This window comes from Marinobacter pelagius (genome assembly GCF_003315345.1).
Classification (GTDB): domain Bacteria; phylum Pseudomonadota; class Gammaproteobacteria; order Pseudomonadales; family Oleiphilaceae; genus Marinobacter; species Marinobacter pelagius_A.
Map to the genome: position 1 here is coordinate 291,243 of NZ_QNRO01000001.1, position 20,896 is coordinate 312,138.

The 20,896-nt window shown below is 56.9% G+C and carries 28 protein-coding genes; 22 read left to right on the forward strand and 6 right to left on the reverse strand.

Annotation, left to right across the window (positions count from 1 at the left end; translation table 11 throughout):
* Positions 1-49: 49 nt before the first annotated feature.
* The 3 genes from DET50_RS01385 to DET50_RS01395 all read right to left on the reverse strand — a co-directional run bounded on the left by DET50_RS01385 (position 50) and on the right by DET50_RS01395 (position 2,411).
* A complete protein-coding gene (locus tag DET50_RS01385) occupies positions 50-718 on the reverse strand; it encodes a NirD/YgiW/YdeI family stress tolerance protein (RefSeq protein ID WP_113861098.1) in 669 nt (222 codons plus the stop codon).
* 202 nt (positions 719-920) lie between these two features.
* Positions 921-1,883: a hypothetical protein gene (locus DET50_RS01390; RefSeq protein ID WP_113861099.1), complete on the reverse strand. Its 963-nt coding sequence runs from the start codon at positions 1,881-1,883 to the stop codon at positions 921-923.
* Between the two features lie 66 nt (positions 1,884-1,949).
* Positions 1,950-2,411, reverse strand: coding sequence for a YaiI/YqxD family protein (locus DET50_RS01395; RefSeq protein WP_113861100.1), 462 nt, complete (start codon positions 2,409-2,411; stop codon positions 1,950-1,952).
* 292 nt (positions 2,412-2,703) lie between these two features.
* On the opposite strand from DET50_RS01395, the gene DET50_RS01400 reads away from it, so the two are divergent.
* From DET50_RS01400 to DET50_RS01470, 15 genes are all read left to right on the forward strand, one after another.
* Positions 2,704-3,261, forward strand: a complete 558-nt coding sequence (locus tag DET50_RS01400) for a histidine phosphatase family protein (RefSeq protein WP_404932710.1) — start codon at positions 2,704-2,706, stop codon at positions 3,259-3,261.
* Positions 3,262-3,322: 61 nt separating this feature from the next.
* Entirely contained in the window at positions 3,323-3,661 is a 339-nt protein-coding gene (locus DET50_RS01405; protein WP_113861102.1) for a zinc ribbon domain-containing protein YjdM, read from the forward strand.
* Positions 3,662-3,700: 39 nt separating this feature from the next.
* Complete coding sequence (locus DET50_RS01410; RefSeq protein WP_113861103.1) at positions 3,701-4,219, forward strand: phosphate-starvation-inducible PsiE family protein; 519 nt, start codon at positions 3,701-3,703, stop codon at positions 4,217-4,219.
* Positions 4,220-4,296: 77 nt separating this feature from the next.
* A complete protein-coding gene (gene pdhA / locus DET50_RS01415; RefSeq protein WP_113861104.1) occupies positions 4,297-5,379 on the forward strand; it encodes a pyruvate dehydrogenase (acetyl-transferring) E1 component subunit alpha in 1,083 nt (360 codons plus the stop codon).
* A complete protein-coding gene (locus DET50_RS01420) occupies positions 5,376-6,368 on the forward strand; it encodes an alpha-ketoacid dehydrogenase subunit beta (protein WP_258546018.1) in 993 nt (330 codons plus the stop codon). Before pdhA ends, DET50_RS01420 begins: the two co-directional genes overlap by 4 nt.
* 175 nt (positions 6,369-6,543) lie before the next feature.
* Positions 6,544-7,665 (forward strand): dihydrolipoamide acetyltransferase family protein, encoded by a 1,122-nt coding sequence (locus tag DET50_RS01425; protein ID WP_113861105.1) that lies wholly within the window; start codon positions 6,544-6,546, stop codon positions 7,663-7,665.
* Positions 7,666-7,768: 103 nt separating this feature from the next.
* Positions 7,769-8,272 carry a copper chaperone PCu(A)C gene (locus DET50_RS01430; RefSeq protein WP_113861106.1) on the forward strand — a complete coding sequence of 168 codons (504 nt, stop codon included), beginning with the start codon at positions 7,769-7,771 and terminating at the stop codon, positions 8,270-8,272.
* Between the two features lie 388 nt (positions 8,273-8,660).
* On the forward strand, positions 8,661-8,918 hold the full coding sequence (locus DET50_RS01435; protein ID WP_022990189.1) for a type II toxin-antitoxin system Phd/YefM family antitoxin: 258 nt from the start codon (positions 8,661-8,663) through the stop codon (positions 8,916-8,918).
* Complete coding sequence (locus DET50_RS01440) at positions 8,906-9,208, forward strand: type II toxin-antitoxin system RelE/ParE family toxin (RefSeq protein ID WP_113861107.1); 303 nt, start codon at positions 8,906-8,908, stop codon at positions 9,206-9,208. The genes DET50_RS01435 and DET50_RS01440 overlap by 13 nt, the downstream gene beginning before the upstream one ends.
* Before the next feature lie 89 nt (positions 9,209-9,297).
* Complete coding sequence (locus DET50_RS01445; RefSeq protein ID WP_113861108.1) at positions 9,298-10,038, forward strand: hypothetical protein; 741 nt, start codon at positions 9,298-9,300, stop codon at positions 10,036-10,038.
* A gap of 387 nt (positions 10,039-10,425) precedes the next feature.
* Entirely contained in the window at positions 10,426-11,049 is a 624-nt protein-coding gene (locus DET50_RS01450) for a hypothetical protein (protein ID WP_113861109.1), read from the forward strand.
* Positions 11,050-11,172: 123 nt separating this feature from the next.
* The gene (locus tag DET50_RS01455) at positions 11,173-12,006 is read left to right on the forward strand and encodes a MipA/OmpV family protein (RefSeq protein WP_113861110.1); all 834 of its coding nucleotides are present in this window, start codon (positions 11,173-11,175) and stop codon (positions 12,004-12,006) included.
* 52 nt (positions 12,007-12,058) lie between these two features.
* A complete protein-coding gene (locus DET50_RS01460; protein WP_113861251.1) occupies positions 12,059-12,475 on the forward strand; it encodes a VOC family protein in 417 nt (138 codons plus the stop codon).
* A 538-nt stretch (positions 12,476-13,013) separates the two neighbouring features.
* Positions 13,014-13,244 carry a GDCCVxC domain-containing (seleno)protein gene (locus DET50_RS01465; protein WP_113861252.1) on the forward strand — a complete coding sequence of 77 codons (231 nt, stop codon included), beginning with the start codon at positions 13,014-13,016 and terminating at the stop codon, positions 13,242-13,244.
* Positions 13,234-14,475, forward strand: coding sequence for a Glu/Leu/Phe/Val family dehydrogenase (locus tag DET50_RS01470; protein WP_113861111.1), 1,242 nt, complete (start codon positions 13,234-13,236; stop codon positions 14,473-14,475). Before DET50_RS01465 ends, DET50_RS01470 begins: the two co-directional genes overlap by 11 nt.
* Here DET50_RS01470 and DET50_RS01475 read toward each other — a convergent pair.
* Positions 14,472-15,401 carry a hypothetical protein gene (locus DET50_RS01475; protein ID WP_113861112.1) on the reverse strand — a complete coding sequence of 310 codons (930 nt, stop codon included), beginning with the start codon at positions 15,399-15,401 and terminating at the stop codon, positions 14,472-14,474. The two genes, DET50_RS01470 and DET50_RS01475, sit on opposite strands and share 4 nt — an antisense overlap.
* An 81-nt stretch (positions 15,402-15,482) precedes the next feature.
* On the opposite strand from DET50_RS01475, the gene DET50_RS01480 reads away from it, so the two are divergent.
* Positions 15,483-16,553, forward strand: a complete 1,071-nt coding sequence (locus DET50_RS01480) for a hypothetical protein (RefSeq protein ID WP_113861113.1) — start codon at positions 15,483-15,485, stop codon at positions 16,551-16,553.
* Positions 16,554-16,625: 72 nt separating this feature from the next.
* Here the strand turns inward: DET50_RS01480 and DET50_RS01485 are convergent, their stop codons facing one another.
* The gene (locus DET50_RS01485; RefSeq protein WP_113861114.1) at positions 16,626-17,252 is read right to left on the reverse strand and encodes a LysE family translocator; all 627 of its coding nucleotides are present in this window, start codon (positions 17,250-17,252) and stop codon (positions 16,626-16,628) included.
* 131 nt (positions 17,253-17,383) lie between these two features.
* On the opposite strand from DET50_RS01485, the gene DET50_RS01490 reads away from it, so the two are divergent.
* From DET50_RS01490 to DET50_RS01510, 5 genes are all read left to right on the forward strand, one after another.
* Entirely contained in the window at positions 17,384-17,866 is a 483-nt protein-coding gene (locus DET50_RS01490; RefSeq protein ID WP_113861115.1) for an Lrp/AsnC family transcriptional regulator, read from the forward strand.
* Between the two features lie 65 nt (positions 17,867-17,931).
* Complete coding sequence (locus DET50_RS01495) at positions 17,932-18,399, forward strand: methyltransferase family protein (RefSeq protein WP_309472645.1); 468 nt, start codon at positions 17,932-17,934, stop codon at positions 18,397-18,399.
* A 77-nt stretch (positions 18,400-18,476) separates the two neighbouring features.
* Complete coding sequence (locus DET50_RS01500; RefSeq protein WP_113861116.1) at positions 18,477-18,809, forward strand: SMR family transporter; 333 nt, start codon at positions 18,477-18,479, stop codon at positions 18,807-18,809.
* Positions 18,810-18,854: 45 nt separating this feature from the next.
* Complete coding sequence (locus DET50_RS01505; RefSeq protein ID WP_113861117.1) at positions 18,855-19,085, forward strand: hypothetical protein; 231 nt, start codon at positions 18,855-18,857, stop codon at positions 19,083-19,085.
* Between the two features lie 2 nt (positions 19,086-19,087).
* Entirely contained in the window at positions 19,088-19,438 is a 351-nt protein-coding gene (locus DET50_RS01510) for a DUF3147 family protein (RefSeq protein ID WP_113861118.1), read from the forward strand.
* On the opposite strand, the gene DET50_RS01515 is transcribed toward DET50_RS01510, so the two are convergent.
* Positions 19,435-20,256, reverse strand: coding sequence for a M90 family metallopeptidase (locus DET50_RS01515; protein WP_113861119.1), 822 nt, complete (start codon positions 20,254-20,256; stop codon positions 19,435-19,437). The genes DET50_RS01510 and DET50_RS01515 overlap by 4 nt on opposite strands.
* 183 nt (positions 20,257-20,439) lie before the next feature.
* On the opposite strand from DET50_RS01515, the gene DET50_RS01520 reads away from it, so the two are divergent.
* The gene (locus DET50_RS01520) at positions 20,440-20,895 is read left to right on the forward strand and encodes a CopD family protein (protein WP_113861120.1); all 456 of its coding nucleotides are present in this window, start codon (positions 20,440-20,442) and stop codon (positions 20,893-20,895) included.
* Position 20,896 lies beyond the last annotated feature (1 nt).

Genomic DNA, 20,896 nt, shown 5'->3' on the forward strand with positions numbered 1-20,896 from the left:
CATTATCAAAAAAGCCCCGTTCGAGACGGGGCTTCAGGCGTCCGTTGGATCACGAGTCGCTGACGCTGTCGTCCTCAAGGGTGACGACACTGTCGGCCATCACCTCCGCGGACTCGAAGGTATCATCTTCCATATCACCTGTGACGGTGACCAGATCGCCTTTTTCGATCTGCTGGAAACCTTCGCCATCCATTGGATCGTAGGGCATCAGTGCGGTATCCACGGTCATTTTCTGTGCGCCGGAATCGATGGTGAATTCGGCGCCATTTACACCGGTTACCGTACCAGTGAGGATCAGGTCACCCACACTCAATGTTGGTGCGACATCGAGATCGGTGAAGGTTTCCTCGTCCATGGCACTGGCATAGAAGTAAGTACCGAGATTGTCCACGTAGACGCTGCTGGCCTCGACTTTGGCGCCCTCGAAGGTGTCGTCATCCACTTCACCATAAACGGTGACTTCATCCCCCGGAAGGACTTCGCCGTTTTCCTCGAACCAGTCCCAGTCGTCCATTTCAACCGTGACCAGGCCTTTGCCATAGTCCAGCATGAAGGTATCTTCGGTGGTGCTTGTGACCTTGCCGCTCAGGGTGATCCATGAACCGTCCGGGGCAAGGTACGGGCTTTCATTTTCCGCTGCTGAGTCCGCGGCGAGAGTTGCAGCCGGTGCGGCCAGCAGGGTGGAAGCGATTGCCAGTGAAAGCGTGGTGCGTTTCATAATCAGATCTCCTTACCAATCCTGGTGTGTTGATCTGTGAATGTGTGGATGCGGTGTGTTGCTTTGGTCACCGTATCCATCGCCTCTGGCTCTCAACCTGATGTTTCGTTCCCGAGAATAAAGGGGATTGAATCTTTGTTAATGTTCTGGAAATGTGAATGGAAGCTGGGGAAACCGTCCAGAAATGCGGCATGCCGCATTTCTAGAGAATCTCCACGCCCTCACACTTGTATCGACCTATTAATGTATCTTCCTGCAACAGGTTGCCCTCCAGGTCAAAACAGAACAGGTAGGTTTCGGTGCGGTCGCCGATTTCCACGCTTTTCAGGCCAATGCATTCGCTCGGATGGCCGGGGATGAGTTTGAAGGAAGATATGCCCCGGTCCGGTGTTCGGGGGCCGATTTCCAGGGTGCGGATATCGGTGAAATCCGGGTTGGCCATGATCAGTGTATTGCCCCCGCGCTCCTGTTCGTCCACCGGTTCGTCGAAAGGCGTGGTGGAGATCTTGCGCGGGAAAAACAGCCACTGGTTGCGATAGGGGTGCCATTCGGCGGCTTCGTGTGTGACATAGCCCTGTTCGCCGACGCCAAGTGCTGTGCGCATATTCTGGTAGTACTGGTGCCAGTCGACGCTCTCGAGTGCGTAATTCCGGTCCAGCACCTTGATCCACTCTTCCCGCGCGTTCTTGCCGTGGCTGCCGACGATCATCTGGTCGCCCTTCAAGGTGGCCCACTCGCTTTTGAATCCCTTGAAGGCTTCGTCGCCACTGCCGGTCATCAGGATGTGGCGGGGTATCAGCTGGTTTTCATTGCGGATTTCGCACACCAGACCTGTGCGGTCATCGAAGGTGATCAGCCGCTGGCCGAAGAGCACCAGTTCCGAGAATTCGGCGCCCCGACCTCCTTCGGCGATGAGGCTGATAAGTTGGTGTTCTCCACTCTGGTGTGCCGGGATTTCCTCCAGTCGGTAGCGAACCTTGCCGGTGTCCGGATCGGTTTCCCGATAAAGCTTGTCGTAACGCAGGGTGGAACGCCATGCGACCTGGCCGTCTTCCAGCTGGATCTGGGCGGCATGGTCTTCGTCGGTGATGATGGCCAGGGTGTATTCGCTGGTGTCCGGTCCGTAGCGTTCGAGGCGGGCAATGTCGGCGGGTTTCCGGCTCATGGTCGTCCTCCCGATTCGGGGTGGCTGTGTTACTTTACCTTGGACAAATAGGCCGGTATTTACCAGTTATTTGCCTGGACGTTTGTGGTTGCGTTGCAGCCAGCGGTCGAGCTGGTCGGCAAATTCCTTGCGGTCGGTCTGGCTGAACGGGGCCGGGCCACCGGTGACCTGGCCGGCGCTGCGCATTTCTTCCATGAAGTTGCGCATGGCAAGGCGCTGGCGAATATTTTCTTTGGTGAAGGCCTGGCCCCGTGGGTTGAAGACGTCGGCGCCTTTATCGATGGCCTCGGCGGCCAGGGGGATATCCTGGGTGATGACGAGGTCGCCTTTGGTCATCTGGTCCATGATTTCGTTGTCGGCGACGTCGAAGCCGTGGGGGACCTGGCGGCGGCTGATCCAGGGGCTCGGCGGCAGGCTTATGGCGTGGTTGGCGATGAACGTGGTCTGGATTTGCCAGCGGGTGGCGGCGCGGCAGAGGATTTCCCGGATGGGGACGGGGCAGGCGTCGGCGTCGACCCAGATTGGCATTTCGTTTTTCCTTTGATGGTGGCTCTGAGGATAGAGTTTAACTGTTCTTGAATTGAGCTTGTTAGTTGATGTCCGCGTATTTTGGAGTATGGGGCCTTATCTTGGCGTAGGCGACTTCGGTCAGCACTGTCCAAAAACCGCTACGAGCACGTCCCTGTGCGCTTGTTTCAGGCCATCCTTGGCCTTCAACATTTTTGGACAGTGCTGACCGAAGCCGCTCTCTGGCTCAGGGAGATGACTCCGCGATAATTGGAGGGAGACCAACGTGATACCTCGAAAAATGTTCTTGTCGATGGTCCTGAGTACTTTGGCGTTGCTCTTACCGCTCCAGGTTTTGGCTAGCGACGAAAACGCCGAAGCTTGGGAGGCTCTCAGAGAGGGCCGCGCCATCCTCATTCTCCGTCATGCCCTCGCCCCCGGGACAGGCGACCCCGCCAATTTTGATCTGAACGACTGCAGCACCCAGCGGAACCTGAACGAGGCCGGTCGGGAACAGGCGCGGGCGTGGAAGCCGTTTTTGGCGGAGCACGGGATTGTGGAAGCGCGGGTATTTACCAGTCAGTGGTGCCGGTGTCGGGATACGGCTACGGAGATGAACGTGGGGGAGGTGACGGAGTGGCCGTCGTTGAATTCGTTTTTCCAGGGCCGGGGCGATGGGGCTACCCAGACCCGGCAGACGATTGCTTTGGCGAATGAGCTGGAGCCGGGGCTGCCGGTGGTGATGGTGTCGCATCAGGTGAATATCACCCGGTTGGCCGGGATCTATCCTTCGTCCAATGAGGGTGTGATTCTGGCGTTGCCGTTGTCGGAGGATCCGACGGTGCTGGCGCGGGTGGCGCCGGGGCGTTAGGGAATCGGCGGCTGGGGTTTCTGGTATAATCCGGTTCTCATTCAATTAACAGGAAATGATAATGTCCCAGCTTCCTCCTTGCCCCCAGTGTGGTTCCGAGTTCACTTATGAAGATGGTGTTCAGTTGGTTTGTCCCGAGTGTGGGCATGAGTGGTCCGAGGCTGAGCAAGCCAATGCTGAGACCGGTAAGGTGGTTCGTGATGCCAATGGCAATGAACTCCAGGACGGCGATACGGTCACTGTCATCAAGGACTTGAAGGTCAAGGGCTCAAGTTCAGTGGTGAAGGTTGGCACCAAGGTGAAGAATATTCGCCTGGTGGAAGGTGATCACGATATCGATTGCAAGATCGACGGCATCGGTGCTATGAAACTGAAGTCGGAGTTCGTCAAGAAGGCCTGACGGCCGTTGTCCGTTACCGGGAGCTTCAGGAGAGAGCAGATGGTTGAGAAGGACCAGGAAGGGGTTTCACAGCCTGAGGTCCCGCACCACAAGCGCCATGAGCTGCACCAGGAGCTTCCGGTCGACTTTCCGGATCCGTTCTTTCGCGGTCTGCACCGGATTATCCGCTTTGCCATACGAGTATTGGCCGTACTCATGGTGGCAGTGATTCTCTGGGGCGTGGGTGATGTGATTTATATCATCTACGACCGACTGATCACGCCGCCTTTCCTGCTGCTGAATATCAACGACATTTTCTACACCTTCGGCGCTTTCATGGCGGTGCTGATTGCTGTGGAAATCTTTATCAATATCCGGCTTTACCTTGGCACGAATGTGTTCCCGGTCCAGTTGGTGGTTGCCACGGCGCTGATGGCGATTGCCCGGAAGGTGATCGTGCTGGATTTTGAGACTCTCACTCCCATGTATCTGATTGGTATCGCGGCAACCACGCTGGCGCTCGGATTGACCTACTGGCTGCTCCGGCAGGGTAACCAGTACCAGGAGTGGGATGACTGACACCCCGGATTGATCAATTGCCTCCTCTCGTCTAAACCTTAAACAGAGCCCCGTCGGGCCGGGCCAAGGAGTACGGGATGAGACAACGCCATGAATTTCATGTGGATAGCACCCGCTATCTGGATGACCACGGCAAGCCGCTGGATGACTTGCCCGCCCTCGCCGGGGACACCGAGCGTATCCTGGCTGCCTACCGCAATATGGTGCTGACCCGCACCTTCGATTCCAAAGTCATCGCCCTGCAACGCACCGGCAAGTGTGGCACCTACGCTTCTGTGCTCGGGCACGAAGTGATTGGAACCGCCATTGGCCAGAGCATGGCCAAAACCGATGTGTTTGTACCTTATTACCGGGATCAGGCGGTGCACACGCTCCGTGGCTTGAGCCTGAGGGACATGATGCTGTACTGGGGTGGCGACGAGCGGGGCAGTGCGAACTGGGAGAATTGCCCGGAAGACCTGCCCATTGCGGTGCCCATCGCGACCCAGTGCTGTCATGCCGTGGGCGTGGCCTCGGCGATCAGAATCCGGGGCGAGGAGCGGGCGGTGGTTTGCTGCGTGGGTGACGGTGGTACTTCCAAGGGGGATTTTCTGGAAAGCATCAACCTGGCCGGGGCCTGGCATTTGCCGGTAGTGTTTGTTGCCATCAACAACCAGTGGGCAATCTCCACGCCGCGCAGCCTCCAGACCGGGGCCGAGACCATCGCCCAGAAAGCCATCAGCGCCGGCCTGCCGGGGCATGCAGTGGACGGCAACGACTATTTTGCCGCCTCGGAGGTTCTGGATACCGCCCTGGAGCGGGCCCGTGGTGGCAAGGGCGCGACTCTGATCGAGGCGGTGACTTACCGGCTTGGAGACCATACCACCGCTGACGACGCCACCCGCTACCGCACCGCCGAGGACCTCAAACGGGCCTGGGAGAAGGATGGCGTCAAACGCCTGCAGAACTGGCTGCACGATAACGACCTCTGGGATGCCGACAAGGAAAAGGCACTGCAAGCCGACTGCAAGAACAGGGTGGAGAAGGCGGTTGAGGAATACCTGGCCACGGAACCCCAGCCACCTACCGCGATGGTCGATTACCTGTTCGAGACACTTCCCCCGGCTCTTCAGGCCCAGCGTGAACGGATCGCCGCCAAATACCGGGGAGGTGAGTCATGAGCAAGGGCGAGCTGCGTGACGTGACCCTGGTGGAGGCGGTCAACCTGGCCCTTCACTGGGAAATGGAGCACGACGAGAATGTGGTGGTACTGGGCGAGGATATCGCCACCAACGGCGGTGTGTTCCGGGCTACCGTGGGCCTGAAGGAGAAGTTCGGTTTCAAAAGGGTGATGGACACACCGCTGGCGGAAAACCTGATTGCCGGCACCTCCGTGGGTATGGCCACCCAGGGCCTGAAGCCGGTGGCGGAGTTCCAGTTCATGGGGTTTATCTACGCTGGCATGGAGCAGATCGTCAGCCACGCTGCCCGCATGCGTAACCGCACCCGGGGCCGGTTGCATTGCCCCATCGTGTACCGCGCACCCTTTGGCGGTGGTATCCACGCCCCCGAACACCATTCCGAGAGCACCGAGGCGCTGTTCGCCCACATTCCGGGCCTGCGGGTGGTGATTCCCAGCTCGCCCCAGCGTGCCTACGGTCTGTTGCTTGCGGCCATCCGCAATCCGGATCCGGTGATCTTCCTGGAGCCCAAGCGCCTGTACCGGGCAGTGACCCAGAGCGTCGAGAACAACGGCGAGGCGCTCCCGCTGGACACCTGCTTCACCCTGCGCGAAGGCGATGACGTGACGCTCATCACATGGGGCCCCTGCGTGATGGAAACCCTCCAGGCCGCCGACAAGCTGGCACATCAGGGTGTGACCTGCGAAGTCATCGACGTGGCTACCGTCAGCCCCCTCGACCGGGAAACCTTGCTGTGCTCCGTCGCCAAGACCGGCCGGGCCGTCATCATCCACGAAGCCTGCCGCAACGGAGGCGTAGGCGCCGAAATCGCCGCCTCCCTCGCCGAAAGCGCCTTCCTGGACCTCCAGGCCCCGGTGGTGCGGGTAACCGGCTACGACACGGTAATGCCCTACTACCGCAACGAGGCCGCATACCTGCCACAGGTAGAAGACATAGTCGAAGCAGTAGAGCAAGTGATTGCTCTGTAGATCAGGCCAAACTCGGTGGCATGATCGCACCCCCGGGGTCTGACCCCGCGGGGTCAGACCCCAATTTCACGCCCCAAAGGGGCGGAAAAGTCACCAAAATTTGCGGCCCTGCACCGGGGTCTGACCCCAAAGGGGTCCGACCCCACCTTCACAAAAGAAACCAGGGGAGTCACAAATGAAAAACTTCAAACTTCCAGATTTAGGCGAAGGCCTCCCCGAAGCCGAAATCGTCGAATGGCACGTCAAAGCCGGCGACACCGTCGAAGTCGACCAGACCCTAGTCAGTGTCGAAACCGCCAAAGCCATCGTCGACGTCCCATCCCCCGAGGCCGGCACCATCGCCAAACTCTACGGCGAGCCGGGCGACATCATCCACACCGGGGAACCGCTTCTGGCCTTCGAAGGCGAGGGCAGCGACAGCGGCACCGTGGTCGGCGAACTCAAAACCTCCGGCAAGGAAGACAAAGGCCAGGCCGGCCAGGAACAATTCATTATCGGCGCCGCCGCATCCAGCAAACGCGCCCGCGCCAACCGGGCTACACCCGGCGTACGGGCCCTGGCAGAACGGTTGGGTGTAAACCTCGAGCAGATCAAAGGCAGCGGCCCGGGCGGCCTGATCACCAACGACGACGTCCACCGCCAGGCCAGCCACCAGAAAAAACTGGGCGACGCCGAACCCCTCCGGGGCACCCGCCGTACCATGGCCAAGAACATGGCGCTGTCCCATGCCCAGGTAGTGCCGGTTTCCATCTTCGAGGATGTGGACATCGGCGCCTGGAAGAAGGGCACCGACATCACCATGCGCCTGGTCCAGGCCATCGGTGCCGCCTGCGAAGCCTGCCCCGAACTCAACTGTTGGTTCGATGGCGACAACCTTACCCGCCGATTGCAGGAGGAAGTTCATGTGGGCATCGCCGTGGACACCCCCGATGGCCTGTTCGTGCCCGTACTCCGGGATATCACCCATCGCAGCCTCAAGGACCTGAGAAAGGGCCTGGAGAACCTGAGGGAGGCTGTCGCCACCCGCAAGATTCCACCCAAAGAAATGCAGGGCGCAACCATCACCCTCTCCAACTTCGGCACCATGACCGGCCAGTACGCCAACCCCATCATCGTTCCGCCGCAAGTGGCCATCATCGGAGCCGGCAGGATCCGGGATAAGGTCGTACCCGTGGACGGCAAACCCGCAGTCCGAAAGGTCTTGCCGCTTTCGCTGACCTTTGACCACCGCGCCGCCAATGGCGGGGAGGCCTCCCGGTTCCTCGGGGCTATGATGGAATCGCTCTCCGGGGCATAAGACCACAAAGCCGCGACTATTTGCCGCACACTGCTACTTGGCACGCGCACCAGACCTTCCTATGCTGGCAATAACCCGTTTACCCATTGAAAGGATCCACCCGATGAAGAAAGGCCTGAGCATCCTGCTTCTGTGCATGGCCACACTGGCCCCCACCGCCTTCGCCGCTGATTACCAGAGCGGTGATGTGACGATCGAAAACCCCTGGAGCCGTCCGACACCGCCCGGCACCCCCATGGGCGTGGGCTACATGAGCATCACCAACAACGGTGACAGCGACATCACCCTCGTGGCCGCCGAAACACCCCGCGCAGGCCACATCTCCATCCACGAAACCAGCATGAAAGATGGCGTGATGCGAATGCAGCCCGTGAAGGGCGGCCTGGTGGTACCGGCGGGAGAGACCGTAGAGCTCAAACCCCACAGCTACCACCTGATGCTGGAGAAGCTGACCCAACCGCTGGCAGAAGGCGAGAACATCCCGGTAACACTGGATTTTGAAGGCGCCGAAGACATGGCCATCGAGTTGGCAGTGCAGCCTCTGGACGGCGGCATGAAGATGGAGAAAAAGGAGATGGACCACTCCGGGCACCAGATGGGTGATTGACGCCAACCGCTGATTCTCGGATTCATTTTATCCCGCCACCCTCCCCCTAAGACTGGAGTTATGCGAACGAAGGCGTATAACTCCGGGATTCTCCTCTCAACTCTTTGATTCCCCCGCCGCTTTTGATCTCTTTCCCTGAATTAGGCGCCTTGCCGCGTGCCCCGGTGTTTGCAAAAGACTTCCCAGGGCTTTCGGAATGCATGACTTAACGTTCTGAACTATATTGGGTTTTTGGTTTCGTTCGTGACAGGGCTGTTGGAGTTATACGAATGCGTGATAGACGCCCGGAGTTTTGCGAACGCGTTCGTATACTTTGCTGTTAGCTGTGATTGCCTCACCTGAAAAGTGATACTATAGTGTCACTATCAAATTGGATCAGGGTGAGCCCATGAAAGTTGAGCTTGTTACAAACCTTAAGCGCCAAGCCACAAAAATCTTGGCAGACCTTCATCTGTCCAAAGAGCCGGTACTGATCACTGAACATGGCCAGCCATCCGCTTATCTTGTTGATGTACAGGATTACGAGTTCATGCAGCGCCGGCTTGAGTTGCTTGAGGGGCTCTCACGAGGAGAGCGTGCTGTACTTGAGGGAAGAACGTACAGCCAAAGTGAGGCCAGGGAGAAAATGAGTAAATGGCTGAAGTAATCTGGACTGAGCCGGCTCTTCAAGAATTAAACGCAATCGCAGAGTACATTGCTCTGGATAACCCTGCTGCCGCAAGCCGTCTGGTCCAGGAAGTTCTCGATAAAACCGAGCGTTTGGAAAATTTTCCCCAATCCGGGCGGATTCCTCCTGAGCTCCCTAATTCGGTATACAGGGAGGTAGTGGTTACCCCTTGCCGCATTTTTTATCGTGAGGATGAGCAGCGGGTTCTCGTGCTCTATGTCATGCGAGAGGAGCGGCAGCTTCGTGCGTACATGCTTGGTAACAGCTAACCAGGCGCGTCACTCGGATGCCTTTGTCTCCGCTTCGCTCCGTGAAAGTCACCGGTGCGCTTCGGCGATAGCAATTCAAGGAAGTAGCGGTGAGTGAGCCTAGAAATTTTATTGATAAGCATTTTGGGGCAATCATAACTGCAGTTGTGTCTCTGAGTGCTGTCCTTGTTTCCGCTGCCCAGATTTGGGTTGCTACCATTAACAAGGAAAAAGAACTTGCAGTGGCAAGGACCACGGCGGAAGAAGCAAGAAATTTGAAAGAGTTGACATCTTCTCGTTCTTGGAAGGTAGATCTGGCTAAGTTTATGGCTGAAAATCGAACGGCCATTTTTTCCGAAGGAGAAGATGGGCGCCAACTGCAGAAAGTCATGCTTGCTACTTTTCCGCCGGAAATCACCTATAGCGTTTTCGGGAGCTTGTCTGATATCTCCGGTGATAAAACCAATACTTATTGGGCAGACGCGGAGAGAAGTGCCGCTAAGCTATATTACCCTCGCGTTAAGATCTATTACGAAAAAGCCTTTCCTCGTGAAATAATCGATGTGATTGGCGACACACTAGCTGAAGGTGACATTGCCTATGACTACTATGATCAGGAAATACCAAAAGGTTTGACCAATGGCGACGTGAGGTATTTTCATGCAGATGACCAAGAACTGGCGTATCAAGTAAAAAGAGATTTTGAAGAATTGGCGTGTTTCAGTGGATACGGTTTAAGGGTGGGCGTAATTCCATTGATAAGAAGCAACAAAAGAGCGCCAAAAGGCACCGTGGAAATTTGGCTGCCAGGTAAAGCTATCCATGGAAACACCGTAGAAGAACAATGCTAACAAATAGCTGTTGTCGCACGCGTCTACGCAGGCGCTCCGGCACGCCGCAAAGCCAAGGCGTTAAACCCATGAGTAAAGGCAGATTAGGAAAAACTGGCGGAATCATCTTGGGTGCGATTTGTATCGTCTTCGGAACGTGGGGCCTCGTCTTTCAAGAGTATAGAAGCGAAGGGTATCGATGGAGGGGTGGCTTGCAGTTAGAGGGGCACCCGGCAGCTTTGACCGGAGCCGCAGTATTGTTGGCTGGCGTATACATAATTTATTTAAGCTTCTCTAAAAAATAGAAAAATTGCTTAACGGGTCGGGGTGGCATGCAGCTAATGGCAACCGGACGCCACTTTCCTGCCGCCGGCGTGCTCCGCGCTGGGTGTAATAGGGCTAGTTTGGATGATTTGGGTTAAGTTGATTGGAGTTACTGTCCTGACGCTTGTTTCAGCTTGTACCTATGGGCCTCAAGAGGAACTGGCACAAATTGAAAACGTGGCAGTACGGCCTGATACCCTTCAGTTCGCAGTAGCGGTTCGCTATGTGCGATTTCAGCCGGCAACCGGTATTACAGCATTTCCCAATGGAGGGATACCGAACTATCTCGAAAGGACAGCCATAGTGCATCTTGTCGATGTATCGAAGGATCAAATTGTGGAACTCGCCAGAATTGAAGCACCTGACCAGTTGAAAACGGGGTTTAGTGCCTGGATGACTGGTTGGAAAGGGAATTCGGTATTCTTGCAGTTATCCGGTTGTCCGGAGTCTGAATGTTACGGCGATCTTCTGCAGTTTCACCATTTCGCACTCAGCCCCAACACTGAGCCTAGAAACATCGGTGCGCGCCCAGAGGATATAGACCGGACGCCAGGAATGCTCTCTCGTGCGGCCGGGGAAAAGGTGTATATGAGAGTGAGCGCTGATTCAAGGGTGATCAGTGTACGCACTGACGAGTCGGAGCCTTTTATTGAACGCTATATGCTTCAAAACTCCGGTGAGTTGGTGGAAATTGCACCCAACAAGTAATTTCAGTTCGCGTTGGCCTATGAGCTGCTTCTCGGTTCCAAACCGATGATCTTGGGCACAAAGAGAAGCGTAAAATTGGTTGTGTGCCCCTTAGCTTATCTGTGTGCCCAAACTGGAGCGTAAATGAAAAAGTTCATCGGTTTAACGTTGGCCATATTTGTACAAGTGTTTTTCGTTCAAACCGCAATTGGAGAAGAATCACGGACGGCCTTGGTGCCTTTGCCCTCGGTTGATGACTTCACCCGAGGCGAAGATGGCTGGGGAGTAGGGCTTGGTTTGGGTATTGAGTACGAGTCTGCCTACGAAGGGTCTGATGAATATGAGCTTGAGGTCGATCCTGCTGGCGCAGTGCAATGGCGAAATGGAAATGATATCTACTATTGGGCGGGTGCGGCGCTCGGCTGGCGGGGACTTCGATCTCAAGCCTGGCTATTTGACGTGAGTGTGGCTTTCCCTTTCGAAGAGGGTCGTGAAGAGAGTGATTCCGAGGACGGTCGTCTGGACGGTCTCGGTGATATCGACGGAAGCACTGAAATAGTTTTGCAGGCGCGTCGTGCACTCGATTCGGACTGGCGCTATTGGCTAGATGGACGACTTATTGCTAGCGAAGACGGAAGCCTTGGTATTTTTGGGGCTGGTCGTCGTTTCGGTGATCAAACAGATGGCACGGGGTCTGATCTGAGTCTTGTTTTGGTTTTTCACGATAGCGACTACGCTAATCGGGATTTTGGTATTAATGCAGAACAGGCAGTTAATTCCGGGCTGGCTGAAACCGATCTCGACGGTGGCTTTCGCTCTATCGGTCTAAACTATACCTTCCGTTATTTTGTAAGCGACAACTGGCAGCTATATGGCGAGGCGCTATACGAGCACTTCAGTAGCGATGTCAGGGATAGCCCAATTGCGCGCAGCGATTTCGAAGCGGAAGTGGGTGTTGGAGCCATCTACGTATTCTGAATCTGGATCAAATATCTCGTGTCGCGGATCTTGGGCTATGCATGGAGGCATCATGAAACCACGGATCAGTATGATTACATTGGGCGTGAGCGATCTGCAGCGTTCGATCGAGTTCTATGAAAAAGGACTTGGCTTTCCGCGAATGGATTCCCCTCCGGAAGTGGCATTTTTTACCTTGAGCGGCACCTGGTTAGGGTTGTACGGACGAAACGCTCTTGCCGAGGATGCATTGGTAGATGGGGCTCCTGGAGGTTTTTCAGGTTTCAGTCTGGCGCACAATGTCAGTTCTGAACAAGAGGTCGATCAGGTAATGGCCCAGGCGGTTTCAGCGGGTGCCGTGGTCACTAAGCCCGCCCAGAAGACCGACTGGGGCGGCTACGCAGGTTACTTCTCTGACCCCGATGGTTACCTTTGGGAAGTCGCACACAACCCGCTTTTCTGGGTAGGGCCGCCGGATGGAACTGCCTGACAAATTGTGGTCTTTCGCCGCGCTCTTTGTGGGTTTATCCGGTTTTGCACACGCCGAAGCTGAACCGGTGTTTGATTTATGCGCGCCCTACGTGGAGAAATCTGCGGTGGGTGAGCCGGCAGCCCAAGGCGGGTGGCCCGTTCATGTCCGACTGACAGAGGCCGGAGCCGCAGGCCTTGAAGACTTCACTGCAGCAAATGTCCGAAGAACAGTCCGCATTGAGGTGAACGGTCGGCAGTTTACTCGGGCCACGATGTGGGTTCCTGTCGATAACGGTAATTTACGGGGGCATTTTGGTTCCCGGGAAGAAGCCCGGGCGTGGCAGCGGATTCTGGCAGAGGATTTGCCTCCAGGTCCATGTGGTGCCAGGTGAGAAATGCCGGCCTGGTTAGGGCCTCCCCGCCGCACTTGATTCGCTTCAGACACGAAAGACACCCGGTTAAGTTTCTGTGGCTTAAAGTGCGGTTTCACGTCCTTCCACCATACGGTCTACAGTGAATGGAAAGTCCGTGTCTACCGGATGCAGAAGGAGGCGACCATGGCAGAGGTCATTCTGGAGTCCACCATCACCTGTCCCGAGTGCGGTCATCAAAAAATGGAAGTGATGCCGACCAATGCCTGTCAGTATTTCTATGAGTGCGAGGCCTGCAAAGCGCTACTAAAGCCGAAGCCGGGCGATTGCTGTGTGTTCTGCTCGTACGGCACCGTGGCTTGCCCGCCGGTTCAGCAAGGTCTCTCTTCATGTGGAGGGGAATGCCATGGATTATGATTTTCTGGATGAAAGTGGGCAGATTCTTCGTGAAGCTGGCCGTCTCGGCAGGATTGCCCCCAATGTAATCGAGTTTCTTTCCGCACCGGCGCGTGTGGTGAGCTTTCGCATTCCGATGAAAATGGACGATGGCAGTTTCCGGGTGTTTGAGGCTCACCGTGTCCGGTATAACGATGCCCTCGGGCCGAGTCGGGACGGTACGCGGATTTCCCCCGATCTTGACCTGGATGAGGTGAAATCGCTGGCGATGATCATGTCGATCAAGCATGCCGCTGGCCGAATTCCCGCAGGTGGCGGCAAGGGGGGCATTGTCGCTGACCCCAGATCATTGAGCGACCGGGAATTCGAGTCACTCTGCCGGGCCTATATCCGCTACCTGCGTCCGAGAGGGCAGGCTTACGATGTACCCGGTGCAGACATTGGTACGAATCTGCAAACCATGAGCTGGATGCTGGACGAATATGAGTCGATCACCGGCTACCATGAGCCGGCGGCAGTCAATGACAAGCCGCCCATCCTTGGTGGCTCGCTGGGAGGTTTTGAGGCGACCGGGAGCGGTGTTTTCGACGTGTTCAGGGAAGCTGCCGAGCAGGCCGACTTTGACGTCGAGAATGCCCGCGTGGCTATCCAGGGATTCGGTCAGGTCGGGTCGGTGGCGGCGAGCATGTTCTACGAAGCCGGCTGTGATGTTGTGGCGGTTTGCGATAGCCGTGGCGGCGTTTACTCGAACGACGGCCTCGATATCCCCGCCCTGCTGGCGCACAAGAAGTCCACGGGAAAGGTCTCGGACTTTGCCGGTAGCGATCCGATAACAAGCGAAGCGATGCTGGAATGTGACTGCGATGTGCTGGTGCCTGCCTCGGTTCAGGGTGTGATTACCGCGGACAATGCCGACCGGATCCAGGCCCGCATGGTGGTCGAAGCCGCCAATGCGCCAACCACTTTGAAAGCGGATGCGATGTTGCTGGAAAGGGGCGTCATCATTGTTCCGGATGTGCTGGCTAATGCCGGAAGTGTGCATTTGTGCCAGATGGAGCGTAGCCAGGGTCTTTCGGATAATTACTGGGATATCGATACCATCAACCACTTGCGACAGGAGCGATTGGCAAGAGGTTATCGGGAAGCCGTGAATACGGCGGCTGAACACCAGGTGAAATCGGTCCGGCTGGGCGCGTGGATTAATGCGCTCAAGCGGATTGAAGAGGCGATGCACCTGCGCGGTTGGTGTTAGGTGGGTATGGCCAGGTCAGCTCCACCGGTGGGAGAGCATTTGAGGTCCGGGTTTTCCTGGCCGATCAACTCCAGAGCTACCGCGGCATTGCGTGCGCGGTCGCGCATCATGTCGTTGTGATAGCTGTCCGGTTTCCACGGTGAGTACATGGTTTCTTCCGATGGACCTGGCTCGATTTTGAAATAGCAGGGGGCCGCAATCCGGGCGATCTCGGCAGCCTCGTAGAAACGCACGAAGCCTCCCATGGACTGGACCAGGCAAAGGTAAACATCCATCGGGATCTGGATACTGCTGCGGATGGCGGAAAGCATTGGCAGGCTCAGGTCGGCGAGGGGGTTGAAAGTATCCGCCCCCAATTGCTGGGCTACATGCGCTCCAGCCGGGTTGGCCTGGCCGGCAAAGACTGACAGCTTGAAGATGACATCATTCGGAATGACGCCCTTCTGGCGTAATTGGTTGACCAGCCACAGCACGCCTTCATCTGTAACCAGAAAACCACGAAATCCGGCATTCATGCAGCGTTCGAGGTCTTTCAGCCAGTGCCGGACGGAATCCATGCCGCGCAGGCGCATGCCCGAAACGAGACCCTCGGGGGTGGACATCTGGCGGCCGGCATCCCAGCTGCGGCGTGGGCCGGGCGTCATCACCACTTCGATCTTCTGTTCCCGCGCCAGTTGGGCAAAATCCTGCAATTCCGACTGGGTGAGATAGGTGGCGCCACCGACGGTCGCAATGATGCGATGAACCGGTACTTTTTGGTGCTCCGCCTCTTTGATCATCGTCTCCAGGGCGGAGACCCGCTCGACCCCGGAGATTTCGATGCGGTAGTGCCCGCCATCGGGGAACCGCAGTCCCGACGATGGCAGTTGATTGTTGTCATGAGCCGGGAGACCGAGTTCTTCGAGCGCCTGTTCCAGGTTATCCATCACTGCCTCTTGTCCTCAGTTGTTTGGGCTATCCTTCACTATTAGCACACCACAGCGGAAAAGGTGGAAAAGGAGGTTCCCATGGCACTGAGTAGCGCCGAACTCATTAACGATCCCATCGGTTGTTACCCGCAGGCGACTGTGGCCTGCTTCGATCCCACCCGTGGCGAACTGCCAAGGCGGCAACTGGATGAGGCCCGGACACAGGCCTTTCTCGAACGCCTGGCCGCCGCCGGGGCTCCGGCTGCACTCATTGCCTCGTCTACCGGGCAGGGGCATCTGCGCACCGTGGATGAGTTGGCGGCCTGGTTTCGTTGCGCGGCGGAGGCGAGCACCGGTGACATGCTGCTCATGGGGCTGCTGAGGCCGGAAGACGGGATCGATGCCAATGAGCGGCTATTGGACCTGCTGGCCGACCTTCAGTATCCGGTGGTTTTCGTGCGCCCGGGAACCGACCTGACCGGGCAGGCCAGCGACGAGCAGGTGAGTGACAGCCTGGCGCCAATCATTGCAGCGGCAGCAGATCGGGGGCTGGCCATCGGACTGTATTCGATTTCTGATGTCAGTGGCCTGCCGCTCAGTGCCGAATCAGCGGCCAAACTGCTCGGTTGCGATGGCGGAGAACACATCGTCGCCGTGAAAGTGACCGAGACTGATTACGAGGCGAGCACCGCACGATTCCTGGCGCACCCGGCGCTGAGTCGCCTGAAGATTGTTCAGGGCTGGGATCCCCACCTGAGCCGTGCGCTGCGGGATGGTCCTCGCTTCGACGCTGAGGGTCGACAACGGGCCGGCATTACATCGGGGCTGATGTCGCTGGCGGTTTACCAGTATCTGCATATTCTGGATGCGGCCGCCCGTCAGGATTGGGACGAGGTCGCGGCGGCCCAGCAGTCAACCGATGCCATCTTCCGTTCAATGCAGGACGACCCCAAACATTTTGCAGATCTTCAGCGTGCCAAGTTCATCATGGGCCTGGGGCACCCGTTAGCAGGGCAAATCAGCGACGAGCATGTCGAGCGGGTTTTTGAGGCACTTGAACACCTGCCCAGAAACACGGATCGGCAGCGTATCGCACGCAGCCTGGATTTGATGGGCGACGGACCGTTTCATGATCGACTTCGTATTTTGCAAGGCATCGACGAAGCATAGGTCCTTTCGGTTCGGGCTGAACCAATTAGTAACGTTGTCCCCCTATCCATGGGTAATACGACCCAGCCTGATTTAATCCAGGGCAACCTTTAGCCCGATGCCTGTCAGCAGACAGCCAAAGATGTTGTTCTGGGCTTTATGGTAACGGGCATTGCCGCTGGTAAGTGCCCAGAGCGCCCGCCCCAGAACCGCGTAGACAAAATCAAAGACCAGTCCTGTCAGCACCAGAATCAGTGCCAGGATGGCGAATTGTCCGGCAATGCCCGAGAGTTCCGGGTGGATGAACTGCGGAAGCAGAACGGAGCAGAAGATCAGGGATTTGGGGTTGAGCAGGTTGGTTGCCAGCCCTCGTCGGAAACTGGCCAGATACCCCGCTGCTGGCACAGTGCCTGCCGCTGACTGGGGTTGATCGTGGAGCGAATGGCCTGTCCGGAAGAACTGCCAACCCAGGTAAAGCAGATAGGCCGCGCCCAGTAATCGTACTGTGTGGTAGGTCCAGGGGTGAGTTGCAAACAGCGTCGCAAGCCCCACCGCCGCGAGCAGGACATGGCAGCCCCTGGCAATGGCAAGACCGACAGCGACGGCCATGGCCTTTCTGGGGCCGCTGCTCACGGACGTTCCGAGTACCAGGATCATGTCCGGTCCCGGCGCGAGGTAAATCGCCACAAGCGCAGTCAGGAACAGTAGAAGGTCAGTCACGGGCCAGGTCTCTTGCCGGTATTGAAGCTTTGAGTATACCTATCGTCGTCTAGTGAATGGTTGCTTTATCAGCCACAAAAGAATAGAAGATTGGTGCTATTAGCTAATTTTATTCTTTTATGAGGCTATTCATGCCAAATCATAAGTTAGACCGATTTGATCGGAAGCTTCTGGAGGCGCTGCAGACGGATGGCCGGGTGCCGAACACGGATCTGGCCGAGGAGATCGGCCTGTCCCCATCGCCTTGCTCGCGGCGGGTGCGGTTGCTTGAAGAGTCCGGGGTGATCAAGGGCTACAGCGCAATCCTGGATCAGGAAAAAGTAGGGTTGGGGCTAACCGTATTCGTCGACATCAAAGTGGAGCGTCATCAGGAAAAGGAAGCCGAGGCTTTTTGCGAAGCGGTGAGCGTTCTGCCGGAAGTGGTGATGGCTCACCTGGTGTCCGGGGAGTCGGATTTCCTGTTGCAGGTAGTGGTGCCCGATCTCCGAGCCTATAAGGAATTTTTAACCAATACGTTGCTCAAGTTACCAGGGGTCCGGGACATCCGAAGCAACTTTGCGATCCAGACCGTCAAACCCCAATCGCCCCTTCCGCTGATTCATTTGCCGGTATGAAGAGGGCAGTGGGGGCATATACTGTTCGTGTGCGTTCGCGTCTTTCGACTACCATTGGAACCCAAATGATCATGAACGTACTCGAACTCAAGGTCCCACCCCTGGTTTTGGCCATTCTCTTCGGCGGCGCCATGTGGGCGATCTCCCGTATACTGCCGACGGGTGATGTCTTCATCCCCGGGAAGCTCTGGTTTTCCGGTGTTGTCCTGGCGGTCGGGGCGTGCATTGCTCTGCTGGGGGTTCTGGAATTCAGGTCTGCGGGCACGACAGTGGATCCTCGCACACCGCATCAGTCCGAAAGCCTGGTGGTAAAAGGAGTGTATCGTTTTACCCGAAACCCGATGTATCTCGGCTTTTTTCTTATGCTGGTCGCCTGGGGGATTTTCCTGGGCAGCGTATTCGCCGCGCTACTCTTGCCGCTTTTCGTCGTTTACATGAACCGGTTCCAGATTCTGCCGGAGGAACGACATATGCGAGCGTTGTTCGGGGAAGCCTTTGATCGCTATGCATCTCGGGTTCGGCGGTGGTTGTGAAGTCGCTCTGGCTGCGGGGTAGGCAAGCCTGACTCTACCCGTTACAGTTCGGCCTTTTCCACATCGGGTGGTCATTGATGAAAAGCTGGATTTTCCTGGGTATTGCAATCGTCGCCGAGGTGCTCGCAACGTCGGCACTGAAGGCCAGTGACGGGTTCACCAAACTGGTGCCAAGTGTTCTGGTGGTCGGCGGCTACGCCATCGCGTTCTACTTTCTGGCTCTCACGCTTAAAGCAATTCCGGTTGGCATTGCCTATGCTGTATGGGCCGGTCTGGGCATTCTGCTGGTGGCGCTGATTGGCTGGCTGGCGTTTGGCCAGCCGCTGGATCTGCCGGCGGTAATCGGGATGACGCTGATCGTTTCGGGAGTGCTCATTATCAGTCTGCTGTCAAATTCCAGTGCCCACTAATGCAATTAAACCGAAGGACCCGGTTGATGAGGTTCAGGTAGCCCCATGAAAGAGGATGATCTGGATATATTGATGGAAACGATTCCGGATGTGCGGGATGGTCTGACCCGTACCGAGCGGATCATCCTGTATGTGCTGCATGAAACCCAGCGGGAGCTCAACGGCCGCAACGTGCCTACGGTAATGCTCTATGGCCGGGTGCTGGAGTATGTGAATATCAGTGAGCAGGAGCTCCACGTTTATCTGGACCGGCTGGGTGTCAAAGGAGACGGATAACCTTGGTTTACTACATCACGAAAGTGGCTGTGACTGCTGTCCTGGTGGTCCTCATTTCTGAAATCGCCAAGCGTAGCTCCGTCATTGGCGCCATTCTCGCCTCGGTCCCGCTCACCTCGGTCCTCGCCATGATCTGGCTGTATGTGGATACGGGGGATATTCAGAAGATCAGTGACCTGGCCTCCAGCATCTTCTGGCTGGTACTGCCTTCCCTGGCGTTGTTTATTGCTCTGCCCCTGTTGCTGGACAAGGGCATGAATTTCTACCTGAGCCTGATTATTTCTATTGGTATCACTGCGGTCTGTTACCTGGTGATGGTGCTTGTGTTGAAACACTTCGGGATCAGTCATTAGCCCGGATTGAGTGGGTCGAATCGGTAGTAGTCCTTCAACGCGTTGAACACCTTCGGCTGCTCATGCCGCAAGTGCGCCGGCTGCTGGAAGAACGCTTCGGTCAGTACCGCGAAGAATTCCGCCGGCTCGGTGGCGCCATAAGGATCGAGCCAGGGCTTGTGGTGGTGCTCGATGGTGTTTTGCAGGTGTTCGTATGCTTCTGTCATGGTCTGCTGCCAATGGCTGGCCTGCTCGCCGCTGAGCGGAGGTGCGCCATCGGCGGAGCCGTCCAGGTAATCCAGTTGGTGGGCGAACTCATGGAGGATCACGTTATGCGGGCTGTGGGAATCGTTGGCGGCATGCTCGCATTCGCTCCAGGCCAGTACCACCTGCCCGTGGCTGGAGGCCTCGCCCGCCCGCACTTCCTCACCTTCGTGAACGATCATGCCGTGTTCCCAGGCATGCTGTACGCGGTAGACATCCGGGTACAGCAGGATGCTGCGGATATCATCGTAGTGGGAGAAGGAGCGGCCGAGCAGCAGGAGGCAGGCGTGACCGGCGATGGTGAGGCGAACGCGCTCGTCCACTTCAAAACCGTCGCAGCCGTAGAAGTCTTTCTCCGACAGGAAAAGCTGAACCAGGCTTTCCAGAATTTCTTTTTGTGGTTTCGGCAACCGGCGGTAGAAGGGTACCTGCTGCTCAAGTACTGCTCGCCACTGTTTGGGAAAGGGCTGGCTGAGCTCCCGCTTGCGGCGCCAGGTCCGGTAGAAAAACAGGTAGAACACCGAGACTGAAATCAGGATGACCGCAAAAACGGCAAATACCACGGGTGAGGACATACAGCTCCTGGCTGATGGGAGTCGAATTACTCCCGATCATACCTGAAAGTCCCTTTGCCCACCGAATAGAGACGCCTGGTCCGGCCGTTTCTGGAGGAATCGGTGCTTTCTGAATGAAAGGTTGGCTTTAAGGTAGTCGGCGCTTATGCTCATCACACATATTTCTCTTCCGGGAGTCGTTTTATGAGTCTGGCTGTTGCTTTGCACGTGCTTTCCGCCGTTATCTGGGTCGGCGGGATGTTTTTCGCCTACATGGCCATGCGGCCGGCGGTGGTTGAGGTGATTGAGGCGTCCCAGCGCGGTGTGCTCTGGTGCCATACCCTGTCCCGATTCTTCAAGTGGGTATGGGCTGCGGTGATCCTGTTGCTGGTGACCGGTTACTGGATGGTCTTCAGCGTGTTTGGTGGCATGGCCGGTGCCGGCTGGCATATCCACGCCATGCAGGGACTGGGGATTGTGATGATTCTTTTGTACTTTCACGTGTATTTCGCGCCTTTCCGGCGGCTCAAGCAGGCTGTTGCCAACAAGGATCCCCAGGAAGGCGGACGCCAGGTCGGGCAGATCCGCAAGCTGGTGGGCACCAACCTGATCCTGGGGTTGATCGTGGTGGCGATCGGTGCCGGTGGCCGGTATCTCTGAA

What these genes read in the sequence shown, in the direction of transcription:
- DET50_RS01515 (WP_113861119.1), bottom strand. Translation starts at nt 20,256, where the DNA reads ATGTCCTCACCCGTGGTATTTGCCGTTTTTGCGGTCATCCTGATTTCA.
- DET50_RS01390 (WP_113861099.1), bottom strand. Translation starts at nt 1,883, where the DNA reads ATGAGCCGGAAACCCGCCGACATTGCCCGCCTCGAACGCTACGGACCG.
- DET50_RS01495 (WP_309472645.1), top strand. Translation starts at nt 17,932, where the DNA reads ATGATCATGAACGTACTCGAACTCAAGGTCCCACCCCTGGTTTTGGCC.
- DET50_RS01455 (WP_113861110.1), top strand. Translation starts at nt 11,173, where the DNA reads ATGAAAAAGTTCATCGGTTTAACGTTGGCCATATTTGTACAAGTGTTT.
- pdhA (WP_113861104.1), top strand. Translation starts at nt 4,297, where the DNA reads ATGAGACAACGCCATGAATTTCATGTGGATAGCACCCGCTATCTGGAT.
- DET50_RS01430 (WP_113861106.1), top strand. Translation starts at nt 7,769, where the DNA reads ATGAAGAAAGGCCTGAGCATCCTGCTTCTGTGCATGGCCACACTGGCC.
- DET50_RS01505 (WP_113861117.1), top strand. Translation starts at nt 18,855, where the DNA reads ATGAAAGAGGATGATCTGGATATATTGATGGAAACGATTCCGGATGTG.
- DET50_RS01425 (WP_113861105.1), top strand. Translation starts at nt 6,544, where the DNA reads ATGAAAAACTTCAAACTTCCAGATTTAGGCGAAGGCCTCCCCGAAGCC.
- DET50_RS01405 (WP_113861102.1), top strand. Translation starts at nt 3,323, where the DNA reads ATGTCCCAGCTTCCTCCTTGCCCCCAGTGTGGTTCCGAGTTCACTTAT.
- DET50_RS01450 (WP_113861109.1), top strand. Translation starts at nt 10,426, where the DNA reads ATGATTTGGGTTAAGTTGATTGGAGTTACTGTCCTGACGCTTGTTTCA.
- DET50_RS01470 (WP_113861111.1), top strand. Translation starts at nt 13,234, where the DNA reads ATGGATTATGATTTTCTGGATGAAAGTGGGCAGATTCTTCGTGAAGCT.
- DET50_RS01385 (WP_113861098.1), bottom strand. Translation starts at nt 718, where the DNA reads ATGAAACGCACCACGCTTTCACTGGCAATCGCTTCCACCCTGCTGGCC.
- DET50_RS01420 (WP_258546018.1), top strand. Translation starts at nt 5,376, where the DNA reads ATGAGCAAGGGCGAGCTGCGTGACGTGACCCTGGTGGAGGCGGTCAAC.
- DET50_RS01465 (WP_113861252.1), top strand. Translation starts at nt 13,014, where the DNA reads ATGGCAGAGGTCATTCTGGAGTCCACCATCACCTGTCCCGAGTGCGGT.
- DET50_RS01520 (WP_113861120.1), top strand. Translation starts at nt 20,440, where the DNA reads ATGAGTCTGGCTGTTGCTTTGCACGTGCTTTCCGCCGTTATCTGGGTC.
- DET50_RS01490 (WP_113861115.1), top strand. Translation starts at nt 17,384, where the DNA reads ATGCCAAATCATAAGTTAGACCGATTTGATCGGAAGCTTCTGGAGGCG.
- DET50_RS01410 (WP_113861103.1), top strand. Translation starts at nt 3,701, where the DNA reads ATGGTTGAGAAGGACCAGGAAGGGGTTTCACAGCCTGAGGTCCCGCAC.
- DET50_RS01400 (WP_404932710.1), top strand. Translation starts at nt 2,704, where the DNA reads ATGGTCCTGAGTACTTTGGCGTTGCTCTTACCGCTCCAGGTTTTGGCT.
- DET50_RS01500 (WP_113861116.1), top strand. Translation starts at nt 18,477, where the DNA reads ATGAAAAGCTGGATTTTCCTGGGTATTGCAATCGTCGCCGAGGTGCTC.
- DET50_RS01480 (WP_113861113.1), top strand. Translation starts at nt 15,483, where the DNA reads ATGGCACTGAGTAGCGCCGAACTCATTAACGATCCCATCGGTTGTTAC.
- DET50_RS01475 (WP_113861112.1), bottom strand. Translation starts at nt 15,401, where the DNA reads ATGGATAACCTGGAACAGGCGCTCGAAGAACTCGGTCTCCCGGCTCAT.
- DET50_RS01395 (WP_113861100.1), bottom strand. Translation starts at nt 2,411, where the DNA reads ATGCCAATCTGGGTCGACGCCGACGCCTGCCCCGTCCCCATCCGGGAA.
- DET50_RS01440 (WP_113861107.1), top strand. Translation starts at nt 8,906, where the DNA reads ATGGCTGAAGTAATCTGGACTGAGCCGGCTCTTCAAGAATTAAACGCA.
- DET50_RS01435 (WP_022990189.1), top strand. Translation starts at nt 8,661, where the DNA reads ATGAAAGTTGAGCTTGTTACAAACCTTAAGCGCCAAGCCACAAAAATC.
- DET50_RS01460 (WP_113861251.1), top strand. Translation starts at nt 12,059, where the DNA reads ATGAAACCACGGATCAGTATGATTACATTGGGCGTGAGCGATCTGCAG.